The following is a 12,688-nucleotide window of genomic DNA, read 5'->3' as shown; positions in this document are numbered from 1 at the left end:
ATGGGTCTCTTCCTCTGGCCGGGGATGGTGACGTGAACATCTCGCCTGCGCGGAGGGCGCGCGAGATCGGCGGGTGAGGGTCCGTGACGGGCGGGCGGGTCAAGGAGGCGCCGCCCGGGTTCAGGGTGCCTTGAGTGTTAGCGGTCACAATGCGCATGTCAAGACCCTGGGTCCGATACCTCACAGACCTTGACGCTCAACGTGATAGCGCTAACAATCAGGACATTCTTGTCACGTCTGCACCACAGGAGCGCGAGACCACGTGAGCACCACTGCCCGCGAGGCCCACCTCACCATCGATCCGGCGTTCCGCGTGGCCCCCGTGCGGCGCCGCACGTTCGGCACGTTCGTCGAGCACCTCGGCCGGTGCGTCTACACCGGCATCTACGAGCCCGGGCACCCGTCCGCCGACGAGGACGGCTTCCGCCGCGACGTCCTCGACCTGACCCGCGAGCTGGGCGTGAGCACCGTCCGCTACCCCGGCGGCAACTTCGTCTCCGGCTACCGGTGGGAGGACGGCGTCGGCCCGCGCGAGAGGCGGCCGCGCCGGCTCGACCTCGCCTGGCACAGCACCGAGACCAACGAGGTCGGCGTCGACGAGTTCGTGGCCTGGTGCCGCAAGGCCGGCGTGGAGCCGATGATGGCGGTCAACCTGGGCACCCGGGGCATCGCCGAGGCCGTGGACCTCCTGGAGTACTGCAACCACCCGTCCGGCACGGCCCTGTCCGACCGGCGGATCGCCAACGGCGCCAAGCAGCCGCACGACATCCGCATGTGGTGCCTGGGCAACGAGATGGACGGCTTCTGGCAGACGGGGCACAAGACCGCCCGCGAGTACGGCCGGCTGGCCGCCGAGACCGCCCGCGCCATGCGCATGGTCGACCCGGACCTGGAGCTGGTCGCCTGCGGCAGCTCCGGCTCCTCGATGCCGACTTTCGGCGCGTGGGAGGCGGAGGTGCTGGAGCACACCTACGACGTCGTCGACCTCGTCTCCTGCCACGCCTACTACGAGGAGAAGGACGGCGACCTCGGCAGCTTCCTGGCCTGCTCGACCGACATGGAGTACTTCATCCGGTCCGTGGTCGCCACGGCCGACCACGTCGGCGCCAGGCTGAAGTCGCGCAAGCGGATCGACATCTCCTTCGACGAGTGGAACATCTGGTACCTGTCGCGTCACCAGGCCGCCGAGCCGCCGCGCGACTGGCCCGTCGCGCCGCCGCTGCTGGAGGACCACTACCACCTGGCCGACGCGGTCGCCCTCGGCGGGCTGATCATCACGCTGGTGCGCAACAGCGACCGGGTGACGGCCGCGTCGCTGGCCCAGCTCGTCAACGTGATCGCGCCGATCATGACCGAGCCGGGCGGGCGGGCCTGGCGGCAGACCACGTTCCACCCGTTCGCGCAGGCGTCGCGGTACGCCTCGGGCGAGGTGCTGCGGGTCGAGCCGGTGTCGCCGTCGTACGAGACGGCCGAGTACGGCGAGGTGCCGCTGCTGCACGCGGTGGCCACCCGCGCCGACGACGGCGGCGTCACGGTGTTCGCGGTCAACCGCTCCACCGACGGCCCGCTGTCGCTGGAGATCGACGCGCGGGCGCTGGGCGGCGTCCGCGTCACGGGCGCGACGACGCTCACGGACGCCGACGTCTACGCCCGCAACACCGCCGACCAGCCGGACCGGGTGGCGCCGCGCGCCAACCCGCACGTGGAGCAGGACCCGCTGCGGGTGCTGCTGCCGCCGGTCTCGTGGAACGTGATCCACCTGGGCTGACCCCGGCCCGTCGTGATCCACCTGGGCGGACCCCCGCCCCGCCGTGATCCACCTGGGCGGACCCCCGCCCCGCCGTGATCCACCTGGGCGGACCCCCACCCCGCCGTGATCCACCCCGGGCCGACCCCCGCCCTGGGCGGCCCCCGAGGGGCGGCCGCTCAGGCGCGCTTCGGGGAGCCGGTGCTCTCCCGCACCACCAGGTCGGGCTCGACCAGCCGGCGCGTCTCGCCCTCCTCGCCCGCCATGCGGTCGAGGAGCAGGTGGAAGGCGTGCCGGCCGACCTCTCGGAAATCCTGCCGCACGGTGGTCAGGGGCGGCCAGAAGTACGCCGACTCGGGGATGTCGTCGAAGCCCACCACGCTGACGTCCTCGGGCACCCGCCGCCCGGCCTCGCGCATGGCGCGCAGCACGCCGAGCGCCATCTGGTCGTTGCCGACGAACACGGCCGTCACCGACGGGTCGGCGGCCAGCCGCCGCCCGAGCTGGTGACCCGAGCGGGGGCTCCAGTCGCCGCGCAGCGGCTCGGGCACCGGCCGGCCCTCGGCCTCCAGGACGCTCTTCCAGCCCTCGATGCGGCCGCTGGCGTCGATCCAGTCGGCCGGGCCGCCCACGTGCCAGACGGTCTCGTGGCCGAGGCTCAGCAGGTGGCGGGTGGCGCGGACGGCGCCGGCCCGCTGGTCGACCATGGCGACCGGCACCGGGATGTCCTCGCCCGCGTCGACCGCGACCACCGGCAGGTCGGGCGGCAGGTGGCGCAGGCCGTCGGCGGCCGACTCGTGCGGGGCGACGATGATGACGCCGTCGACCGACTGCGAGCGCAGCCGGTGGACGCCCTCCTCGATGGAGCGCCGGTTGAGCGCGCTCAGGCTGGCGATGCTCACGGTGTAGCCGCTGAGCCGGGCGGTCTGCTCGATGCAGTAGAGCGTGGAGGCCGGGCCGTACAGGGTGGTGTCGATGCTGACCACGCCGAGCACGCCGGAGCGGCCGGTGACGAGCTGCCGGGCCGCGGAGTTGGGCCAGTAGTCGAGCTCGCGCACGGCCGCCAGCACGCGCGCCCGGGTCTCGGCGCGCACGCGGTCGGGCGTGTTGAGCACGCGCGAGACGGTCATCGCCGAGACGCCGGCGAGCGCGGCGACGTCGCCGAGCACCGCGGGCCTGCTGCGCGGCCGCCCGCCCCCGTCCGATGCCGTGGCCATCCGCCTCACCCCTTTCCCGATAACGCTAACAGCAACGGTCCCGGCGCGCGTCCCGGACGGCGATCCGCGCGCTGCCGGAACCCCGCCGCCCGGGTCTTCGTTCGCCAGTCAGGCGGGAGCACCCCCGCGCGACGGATCGGACGCGGAGGTTCCCCGGATGACCGGACACACCAGCAGGACAGCTTCGCCCCTCTCACCCCCGCCTCTCTCGCCGGGCCCGGTGGAGACCGGGGCGCTGCGCTACCCGGCCGGGTCGCTGGTGATCCTCACAGGTCTCCCCGGCGCGGGCAAGAGCACGCTGCTGCGCCGCCTGTACGGGCTGGACGGCTCCGAGACGGCGCCCGTGGTGGCGGGCGGGGTGACGGTGATCGACTCGATGCAGTCGAGGCTGCGCTGGGCCGGGTCTCTTGGGTGGGCGCCCAAGCCGGCGCGCACCGCGGTCGTCTTCGCCACCCATCTTTGGCGGATCCGGCGCGGGCTGGCCGCCGGCCCGGTGATCGCGCACAACCGCGGCTGCGGTCCCGTGGTCCTGCGCCTGTTCGCCCTCCTGGCGCGCCGTCGCGGCGTGGCCTTCCACCTGCTGCTGCTCGACGCCACCCCCGAGGCGGCCCTGGCCGGTCAGCGGGCCCGCGACCGGGTGGTGGCGCCGCGCACGTTCTCCTACCACCGCCGCCGCTGGGAGGCGCTGCTGGCGCGGGCCCGGGCGGGCACGGCCGCGCCGGCGGCGGGCGCGGTGGTGATCGACCGCCGCGCCGCGGACCTGCTGGGCGGCATGGACGGCATGGACGGCATGGACGGCATGGACGGCATGGACGGCCCGGCGGGTCAGGGCGGCCGTGGCGGAATCGTCTTCGACGGCGTGCCCGCCTCCCCCGCCGGGCGCGCGCGGCCCAGTACGATCAACAGATGACCGAAATGACCGAAACCACGCCCGGTTGGCTCGCTCCCGAGGAGCTGGAGTCGCTGCGCGGCCGGATGCCGATCCTGTACGTCGACGCCGTGCCGGTGCGGGTGGACGACATGGGCATCGTGACCCACGTGGGCCTGCTGCTGCGCATCGCCCCCGACGGCACCGTGAGCCGGGCGCTGGTCTCCGGGCGGGTCCTGTACCAGGAGCGGGTGCGCGACGCGCTGCTGCGTCACCTGGAGAAGGACCTCGGGCCGGTCGCGCTGCCCAGCCTGCCGGCCTCCCTCGCGCCGTTCACGGTGGCGGAGTACTTCCCGTCGCCCGACGTCACGCCGTACCACGACCCGCGCCAGCACGCGGTGTCGCTGGCCTACATCGTGCCCGTGCGGGGCGACTGCCGGCCGCGCCAGGACGCGCTGGACCTGGTGTGGTTCACGCCGGAGGAGGCGGCCTCGCCGATGGTGCAGCAGGAGATGACGGGCGGCCAGGGGGTCCTGCTCAAGCAGGCGCTGGCGCACGTGGGCCGGCTGACCTGACCCGCGGAAGGCGACCGCCCGGCCCCCAGGAGAGAGCCGGGCGGTGCGGTGCGGCGCGTCAGCGGCGGCCGACGACCTTGACCCAGTCCGTGGCCTCCGCCGGGTCGAGGTGGCGGGAGCCCTCGAAGACCGCCCGCCACGTGCCCGAGGTGTAGGCCGGGACCCTGGTGTGGAAGGAGCCGTCACGGCCGGTCGTGACCGTCTCGACGTGCTCCCAGTCCCCGCCGCGGTCCGGCTGGAAGAGGATCACGATCCGCTTCCAGCCGAGCCGGTGCCACGACTCCGACTCCTTGCAGTAGTCGGCGTGGTGGACGGAGACGAAGCCGCTGATGTAGTCCTCCTCGCACTCCACCGCGAGCCGGCCGTCCAGTGAGAGCGTCCTGCCCTGCCAGACGGGCTCGGGGCCCGCGTCGAACCGGAGCACGGTGTGGCCGCCGTCGACGTCCGGGTCGGCCAGCGCGGGGGCGGCGGCCGCCCCCACCATGGTGACGCCCAGAGCGGCCGCCGCCAGGCCGGCGGCGAGTCGTCGCATCATCGGATGAACTTCCTTCCCCGTGTGGAACGCGCGTCCGGACGGGCGCGCGTCATCGCGAATGACGCGATCGGGTAAAGAAAAGTTGCGATCCGCTGATCACGGTTATGCAACGACTCTTCATTTCATAGCCCGATATATGAGTGTTTCGAGCTATTTATCCGGAATTAGTTGGCTAGCTGGTGGATGCGCGACAGGATCGGGGCGTAGCGCGGGGTTCCCTCGTAGCGCACGCGCCACGAGCCGCCGGTACGGCCCGTCACGTCCTTGGCGAAGGCACCGCCCTCATCGGTGGTGACCTCGGCCACCTCCTCCCACGCGCTGCTTCCGTCGGGACGCCAGAGGATGTCCACCGGCTGCTCGGCGAACGGGGCGTAGTCGGCGACGCCCTTCGGGCCGAGCCGGTTCAGCGAGCCGGCGAAGCGCACGGCCGAGCCGTCCGGGCTGGGGGTGACGCGCACGCCGTCCAGCTTGGTCTCGCGGCGGAGCTGGAAGGTGGTGTACTTCGTCGTCGTGGCCCCGCCCGCGCCGACGGCGGTGGCGGTGATCGTCCAGGTGCCGGCCGGGTAGTTCCGGGTCAGCCCCTTGTCGGGCAGGAAGCGCCAGGTCTGCCAGTCGCCGTTGAAGCTCATCCAGCTCGGCGTCGGCTGCCAGGACACCGACTGGGCGTGCTTGCCGCGGCCCTTCTCCGAGTCGCGCGGGTCGGTGCGGCGCTTGTGGTCGCGCTGCGGCGCGGCCAGGCGGGCCGCGCCGGGCGGCACCGAGGCGGAGCCGGGATGCACCGAGGCGGAGTGGTCGTGGGAGTGCGCCGCCAGGGCGGGCTGGTGGTCGCGAGCGGGGATCAGCGGACGGCCCTGCGGGCGGACGGCGCGGCCGACCGGCACCACGGGCACGCCCCGGTCGTCGGCGGCCACGGCGGGCGCCACAGCGGGCGGCACTGCGGGCGGCTGCACCCCAGGAACGGGAAGGGCCGGGCGCGGGGCCGGCGCGACCGGGGCGGGGGCCGGGGCGGCGCCGGTGGAGGGGTCGGTCGCGCCCGCGGCGTCCGCCGGCGGCTTGCCGGGCTCGACCTTGACGGTCACCCCGTTCTTGTACTTGACGTCCTTGGCCACCACGTCGATCACCATGCGGACGGAGTCGCCGGGGCCGACGACGGGAGAGGCGGGGCGTACGACGATCTCGCGGATGGTCGGGGCGGCGGCGGCCCGCGCGGCGGCGGCGAGACCGGAGGCGGGCGGGAGGCTCGTGGCGGCGGAGGACGCCGGCGCGGGCACCGTGAGGGCCCCCGCCGCGAGCGAGACGAGAACGAGTCTTCTGGTCATGATCCAGACCGTAGGAACCGGCCGGTCATGGCAGGGACCACGACACACGCCCCGGACGGCAAAGACTCCGCGTCCGGGGCGCGGGCCGGTCAGCCCGTGTACAGCCGCTCGATGACGGCGGCGTACTTGGCGTGGATGACCCGCCGCTTCAGCTTGAGGCTGGGCGTGAGCTCCTCGCTCTCGGCGGTCCACTCGGTGCCGAGCAGCGCCCACCGCTTGACCTGCTGGACCCGGGCGAGCCGTTCGTTGGCGGCGGCGACGGCCCCCTCGACCTCCTTGAGCACGTCGGGGTGGGCGGCCAGCCCGGCGAGGTCGCCCTCGATGCCGCGGGCGCGGGCCCAGCCGGGCGCCACGTCCGGGTCGAGGGTGAGGACGGCGACCGGGTAGGGCCGGTTGTCACCGTAGGCGAGGGCCTGGCCGACCAGGGGGTGCTCCTTGAGGAGGTTCTCGATCGCGGCGGGTGAGATGTTCTCGCCGCCGGAGGTGATGATGAGCTCCTTCTTGCGGTCCACCACCCGGTAGAAGCCGTCGTCGTCGACCGTGCCGATGTCGCCGGTGTGCAGCCAGCCGTCGTCGTCGATGAGCGCGGCGGTGCCGTCGGGCCGGTTGAGGTAGCCGCGGGTGTTGAGGGGGCTGCGGGTGAGGATCTCGCCGTCCTCGGCGATGCGCACCTCGACGCCGGGCTCGGCCCGGCCGACGGTGCCCAGGCGGTAGCAGCCGGGACCGTTGCCGGTGAACGCGCCGGTCGTCTCCGTCATGCCGTACACGTCGATGACCTTGAGCCCGAGCCCGGCGTAGAAGCGCTGCACCTCGCCGGGCAGCGGCGCGGCGCCCGTGGCGGTCCACTGCGCGCGGTCGAAGCCGATGAGCGCGCGCACGCCCGCCAGCAGCTCCGCGTCGGCGCGCTCGTACGCGGCCCGCACCTCGGGCGTGACCGTGTGACCGTGCTGGCCCCCCTCCACGTAGGCCACGCCCGCCGCCATGGCCCGCCGCACGGCCTCCTGCCGCTCCTCCGGCTGGGCGGAGAGCACGGCCAGCAGGCGCGCCATCATCTTCTCCCACACGCGCGGCACCCCGAAGAACATCATCGGCCGCACCTGCCCGAGCGTGGCGCCCAGCTCGGCCAGGTCGGTGCAGAAGTGCACGTGCGAGGCCTTGACCAGCGGCAGGTAGAGGCTGAGCACCCGCTCGGCGATGTGGGCGTAGGTCAGGTACGAGATCTGGGTGCCGCCGTCGGGCAGCGTGGCCATGCGGTCGGTGGCGGCCACCTCGTACAGCACGTTGTGGTGGGTGAGCGGCACGCCCTTGGGGTTGCCGGTGGTGCCCGAGGTGTAGAGGACCGTCACCACGTCCTCGGCGCGCACGGCCCGCCAGCGGGCCTCGGCGGCGTCCGGGTCGGCGGCCAGCGCGTCGCGGCCGAGCGCGAGCAGGTCCTCCCAGGACATGAACCGGTCGTCGCCGGCCGGCGCGCCCTCCAGCAGGACGACCTTGCGCAGGGTGGGCAGCCGGTCCAGGACGGGCTCCCAGCGCGCGAGCTCGGCGGGGCCGCCCAGCACGGCGCAGACGGCGCCGACGTCGGCCGCGACGAACGCGATCTGCTCGGCCGCGAACGTGGAGTAGATCGTGCACCCGATCCCGCCCGCGTGGACCGCCCCGAGGTCGGCCAGCACGTGCTCGCTGCGGTTGATCATCATGAGCGCGACCGTCTCGCCGGGCCGCAGCCCGATCGCGGCGAACCCGGCGGCGATCTCCAGCACCCGCCGCCGCGCCTCGGCGTAGGTGAGCGTCACCCAGCCGCCCTCGGCCGGGTCGGAGTAGGCGGGGGCGGCGGGGTGACGCTCGGCCGTCTCCCTGAGCTGCTCACAGATGGTCCGGCCGGCGATCAGCTCGTCGATCTCCGCCCGCACGCCGAGGACACCGGCCATGGCACGCGCTCCTCACATGTTCACTTGTCCAGGGGCATGCATCGCACCACACCTGCGGGGTAGCGGCAAGACCTCTCCGGTGAGCGGGATCGCCGTCACGTAGAGTGATGCAACGGATGCGGAAGATGCCCGGGGGGCGCGCATGACCACGCACGAGACGCACGAGCGCACGTTCTTCGGCCACCCGTGGGGGCTGGCGACGCTGTTCGGCACGGAGATGTGGGAGCGGTTCTCCTGGTACGGCCTGCGGGCCATCCTGGCCACGTTCATGGCCGCCTCGCCCGCCCAGCACGGGCTCGGCCTGAGCGAGCAGACGGCGACGGCCGTCGTCGGCGTGTACGGCGCGCTCATCTACCTGGTGGCGCTGCCGGGAGGCTGGATCGCCGACCGCCTGCTCGGGCCGCGCCGCTCGGTGTTCTGGGGCGGGTTCGTCATCATGTGCGGCCACATCAGCATGGCCATCCCCGTGACGTCGCCGTTCTTCGTCTGGCTGGGGCTGGCGCTGATCATCGCCGGGACGGGCCTGCTCAAGCCGAACATCTCGGTCATGGTGGGCAAGCTCTACCCGGAGGAGGACGACGGCCGCCGCGACGCCGGGTTCTCCCTGTTCTACCTGGGCATCAACCTGGGCGCGTTCTTCGCCCCCATCGTGGTGGGCTGGCTGGCCGACGGCGACCGCTGGCACCTGGGCTTCAGCGCCGCGGCCGTCGGCATGGCGCTCGGCCTCGCGCAGTACGTGCTCGGCCGCAGGCACCTGCGCGGCGTCGGCGACGAGCCGAACCTGCCGCTGACCCCGGAGCACCGCCGCCGGGCGCTGCGCCACGTGGGGCTGGCCGCGCTCGGCGTCGTGGTGCTCATGGCGATCTGGGTGGCGACGGGGACGTTCACGATCGACCGGTTCACGGTGGTCGTGACCCTCGTCATCCTCGCGGTGCCGGTCGCGTACTTCGGCTACATCCTCATGGGCAGCCACGACCTGACCGAGGACGAGCGGTCGCGGATGAAGGCCTACGTCTGGCTGTTCATCGCCGCCGCGATCTTCTGGATGCTGTACGACCTGGCGCCGAGCAAGCTGCTGTTCTTCGCCCAGAACCACACGGACCTGACCCTGTTCGGCGTCCACATCAACGCGGCGACCACCCAGTCGTTCAACCCGCTCTTCATCATGATCTTCGTGCCGGTGTTCGCGACGCTGTGGGTGAAGCTGGGCACGCGGGTGAGCACGCCGCAGAAGTTCGCCTTCGCGCTGGTCATGGTGGGCCTGAGCTTCCTCGTGATGGCGCTGGCCGCCGGCCTGGCGCAGGGCGGCCGGGTGTCGGTGTGGTGGCTGGTGCTGGTCTACCTCATCCAGGTGTTCGGCGAGCTGTCGCTGAGCCCGGTCGGCCTGTCGGTCACCTCCAAGCTGGCCCCGCAGGCGTTCAAGGGGCAGATGCTCGGGCTGTGGTTCATCTCGATCTCGGTGGGCGACGCGATCGGCGGGCAGACCGGGCGGCTCAGCACCGTGATGTCCGACCCGGCGTACTTCACGCTGCTGGCGCTGATGGCGATCGCGGCCGGGCTGGCGCTGCTGATGTTCACCCGGAGGCTGCGCCACCTGATGTCCGAGCACCACGAGCCCGCGACGCCGCCCACCCGCTGAGGACGCCGGCGGGGCCGGGGCGGAGGCCGACCCCGGCGGCTCCGCCGGGCCCCTTGATCCGATAGACATGTGACCGTGCCCGAACTGCTCGACCTCGTGGGAATCTTCGTCTTCGCGCTGTCCGGCGCGCTCATGGGCGTGCGCAAGCGGCTCGACGTGGTCGGGATGGCGGTGCTCGCCGAGATGACGGCGCTGGGCGGCGGCGTGGTGCGCGACCTCATCCTCAACGTCCGGCCGGCCGCCTTCCAGAGCGTGGGGTACGTGCTGGTGCCGCTGGCCGCCACGGTGATCGTGTTCTTCTGGCATCCGCACGTGGCGCGGGTGATGCCGGCCATCCTGGTGTTCGACGCGGCGGGTCTCGGGCTGTTCTGCGCGGTCGGCACGCTCAAGGCCCTGGAGTACGGGCTGAGCCCGCTGCACGCCACCCTGCTCGGCGTCACCACGGGCGTGGGCGGCGGCATGCTGCGCGACGTGCTGGCCGGCGAGATCCCGACGCTGCTGTACGACCGGCAGCTCTACGCGGTGCCCGCGCTGCTCGGCTCGGCCATGATGGCGGAGCTGTCCACGCTGGGGCTGCACGGCTGGCCGGCCACGCTGGCCTCGGCGGTGGTGGCCTTCGGGCTGCGCGTGGCCGCGATGCGCTTCAAGCTGCGCGCCCCGCTGGCCCGGGGCGTCCCGCCGTCCGAGTGACCGGGGTCAGATCATCGGGACGAGCGCGTCGGCGGGGCGCCCGCCCGCGGCCGGCCCGTGTTCGCGGGCGACGGCGATGCGCTTCACGGCCTCCTCCAGCACCGCCGGCGGCAGCGTGTACGGCACGCGCAGGTACCCCTCCAGCGTCCCCTCCAGGCCGAACCACGTCCCCGCCGCCAGCCGCACGCCGCGCGTGGCGGCCGCCTCGCACAGGGAGACGGCCGAGCCGGAGTCGTGCCGCACCCACAGCGCCCCGCCGCCGCGCGGCACCGCGAACTGCCAGGCCGGCAGCCGCTCGCGCAGCGCGGCCACGAGCGTCGCGCGGGAGGCGCGCAGGCCGCGCAGCCGCTCGGCCCTGGTCTCCTCCAGCCGGTCGAACAGCCGGGCCACCGCGAGCTGCTCCAGCACCGGGCTGGCGATGTCGACGGCGGCCCGGCGCACGGCCAGCCGCCGGATCAGCGCGGTGCCGGCGCGCAGCCAGCCGATGCGCAGCCCGCCCCACCACAGCTTGGAGGCCGAGCCGATGGTGATCATGCGGTTGTCGTTGTCGAAGGCGGCCATGGGCGCGTGGGAGCCGTCGCCCCCGTCCAGGTCCAGCTCCGCCCACGTCTCGTCGATGAGGATCATGGTGTCGGCGCGCCGGGCCGCGCCGGCGACGGCCGCGCGGGTGGCGTCGTCCATGAGGGCGCCGGTCGGGTTCTGGAAGTCGGGCATGAGGTAGGCGACGCGGGCCGCCGACTGGCGCAGGGCGCAGCCGACGAGGTCGGCCTGCCAGCCCTCGTGCGAGATGCCGACCGGGACGAGCCGGGCGCCGCGCTGCCGGGCCACGTCGATGGCGTGCGTGTACGTGGGCGACTCGACCAGGACGGGGTCGCCCGGTCCGGCCAGCAGGCTCATGGCCAGGTGCAGGGCGTGCTGCGAGCCGGTGGTGACGAGGATCTGCTCGGGCCGGGTGGCCAGGCCGCGCGCGGTGTAGCGGGCGGCGATCCGCTCGCGCAGCGCCGGCAGGCCCATGGGGTCGTAGCCGTTGCCCATGCCGTAGCGCGGCAGGTCCTCCAGGGCCTCGGCCATCGCCTCGCGCAGCGCGGAGGGGGCGGGCGGGGCGGCGGCGTGGAGCTGGATGAGGCCGTCCTGGCCGGTGGACAGCCACGGGTTGTCGGCGGTGGAGGCGGGGTCGGGCAGCGCCGTCCAGCTCCCGGAGCCCTGCCGGCTCTCCAGGTAGCCGCGCTCGCGCAGCAGGTCGTAGGCGGCGGTCACGGTGGTGCGGCTGACGCCGAGCGTGGCGGCCAGGTGCCGCTCGGCGGGCATGCGCACGCGGACGGGCAGGCGCCCGTCGAGGATGAGCGCGCGCACGGCGTCGGCGAGCGCCCGGTAGTACGGCCGGGCCTCGGGCGGCACGTCGGCGAGCCGGGCCACCTGTGCGGCGCTCAAATACCTCATCAGGCCACTTTTCACGATTGGCCCTGTATTGGCAAGCCAGTGGCCTGCCACTCTAGGACCACTATGAGCGAAGCGTCCGTTCCCCATCTCGGCTCCCTCCCCTCCCGCCTCACCCGGCTCTACGGCGGTCTGGCCCTGTACGGCCTCGGCATCGGCCTGCAGGTCCGCTCGGGGCTGGGCAACGGTCCGTGGGACACCTTCCACCAGGGCCTGGCCCGCCACCTGGGGCTGTCGATCGGCACCATGATCATCATGGTCGGCGCCCTGGTCATGCTGCTGTGGATCCCGATGCGGCAGCGGCCCGGCCTGGGCACGATCAGCAACGTGATCTTCGTCGGCCTGTTCGCCGACGCCGCGCTGTTCGTGCTGCCCGTTCCCGGCCACTGGGCGCTGAGCTGGCTCTACCTGGCCCTGGCCCTGGTGTCGATCGCGCTGGCCACCGTGCTCTACATCGGCGCCGGCATGGGCCCCGGACCGCGCGACGGCCTGATGACCGGGCTGGTCCGGCTCGGCCTGTCGCTGCGCCTCGGCCGCTTCCTCATCGAGGTGACCGTGCTGGCGGCGGGCTGGCTGCTCGGCGGCACGGTCGGCGTCGGCACGCTGGTGTTCGCCCTGGCGATCGGGCCGCTGACCCAGCTCTTCGCCCGCCGCTTCCCCCTGACGTGATCACGCCGCCGGGTCCGGCATGACGCGACGTGCCCGGACCCGGCGGCGTGATCACCCTCGTGGCGAG

The 12,688-nt window shown here is 73.5% G+C and carries 11 protein-coding genes; 6 read left to right on the top strand and 5 right to left on the bottom strand.

Annotation, left to right across the window (positions count from 1 at the left end; translation table 11 throughout):
• Positions 1-262 precede the first annotated feature (262 nt).
• A complete protein-coding gene (gene arfA, locus HD595_RS35025) occupies positions 263-1,768 on the top strand; it encodes an arabinosylfuranosidase ArfA (RefSeq protein ID WP_253776640.1) in 1,506 nt (501 codons plus the stop codon).
• 158 nt (positions 1,769-1,926) lie between these two features.
• Here the strand turns inward: arfA and HD595_RS35020 are convergent, their stop codons facing one another.
• Entirely contained in the window at positions 1,927-2,964 is a 1,038-nt protein-coding gene (locus HD595_RS35020; protein WP_253776638.1) for a LacI family DNA-binding transcriptional regulator, read from the bottom strand.
• Between the two features lie 157 nt (positions 2,965-3,121).
• On the opposite strand from HD595_RS35020, the gene HD595_RS35015 reads away from it, so the two are divergent.
• Complete coding sequence (locus tag HD595_RS35015; protein ID WP_253776636.1) at positions 3,122-3,874, top strand: AAA family ATPase; 753 nt, start codon at positions 3,122-3,124, stop codon at positions 3,872-3,874.
• On the top strand, positions 3,871-4,407 hold the full coding sequence (locus tag HD595_RS35010) for an NUDIX hydrolase family protein (protein WP_253776635.1): 537 nt from the start codon (positions 3,871-3,873) through the stop codon (positions 4,405-4,407). The genes HD595_RS35015 and HD595_RS35010 overlap by 4 nt, the downstream gene beginning before the upstream one ends.
• A 58-nt stretch (positions 4,408-4,465) precedes the next feature.
• Here HD595_RS35010 and HD595_RS35005 read toward each other — a convergent pair whose 3' ends face one another.
• The 3 genes from HD595_RS35005 to HD595_RS34995 all read right to left on the bottom strand — a co-directional run bounded on the left by HD595_RS35005 (position 4,466) and on the right by HD595_RS34995 (position 8,186).
• Positions 4,466-4,942: a hypothetical protein gene (locus tag HD595_RS35005; RefSeq protein ID WP_253776633.1), complete on the bottom strand. Its 477-nt coding sequence runs from the start codon at positions 4,940-4,942 to the stop codon at positions 4,466-4,468.
• Positions 4,943-5,106: 164 nt separating this feature from the next.
• A complete protein-coding gene (locus tag HD595_RS35000; protein WP_253776631.1) occupies positions 5,107-6,261 on the bottom strand; it encodes a hypothetical protein in 1,155 nt (384 codons plus the stop codon).
• 89 nt (positions 6,262-6,350) lie between these two features.
• Positions 6,351-8,186: an AMP-dependent synthetase/ligase gene (locus HD595_RS34995; RefSeq protein ID WP_253776629.1), complete on the bottom strand. Its 1,836-nt coding sequence runs from the start codon at positions 8,184-8,186 to the stop codon at positions 6,351-6,353.
• Between the two features lie 142 nt (positions 8,187-8,328).
• Here HD595_RS34995 and HD595_RS34990 point away from each other — a divergent pair, with 142 nt between their 5' ends.
• Together HD595_RS34990 and HD595_RS34985 are read left to right on the top strand one after the other, a co-directional pair.
• Complete coding sequence (locus tag HD595_RS34990) at positions 8,329-9,825, top strand: peptide MFS transporter (protein WP_253776627.1); 1,497 nt, start codon at positions 8,329-8,331, stop codon at positions 9,823-9,825.
• A 69-nt stretch (positions 9,826-9,894) separates the two neighbouring features.
• Positions 9,895-10,515, top strand: a complete 621-nt coding sequence (locus HD595_RS34985) for a trimeric intracellular cation channel family protein (protein WP_420540734.1) — start codon at positions 9,895-9,897, stop codon at positions 10,513-10,515.
• A gap of 6 nt (positions 10,516-10,521) precedes the next feature.
• On the opposite strand, the gene yczR is transcribed toward HD595_RS34985, so the two are convergent.
• Positions 10,522-11,955, bottom strand: a complete 1,434-nt coding sequence (yczR, locus tag HD595_RS34980) for a MocR-like transcription factor YczR (RefSeq protein ID WP_253776625.1) — start codon at positions 11,953-11,955, stop codon at positions 10,522-10,524.
• 63 nt (positions 11,956-12,018) lie between these two features.
• On the opposite strand from yczR, the gene yczE reads away from it, so the two are divergent.
• Positions 12,019-12,621: a membrane protein YczE gene (yczE, locus tag HD595_RS34975; RefSeq protein WP_253776624.1), complete on the top strand. Its 603-nt coding sequence runs from the start codon at positions 12,019-12,021 to the stop codon at positions 12,619-12,621.
• Positions 12,622-12,688: the final 67 nt, after the last annotated feature.

It is taken from the genome of Nonomuraea roseoviolacea subsp. carminata (assembly GCF_024172185.1).
GTDB lineage: Bacteria > Actinomycetota > Actinomycetes > Streptosporangiales > Streptosporangiaceae > Nonomuraea > Nonomuraea roseoviolacea.
The sequence above is the reverse complement of the archived record's forward strand: the minus strand, read 5'-3'. Positions and strand labels throughout refer to the sequence as shown.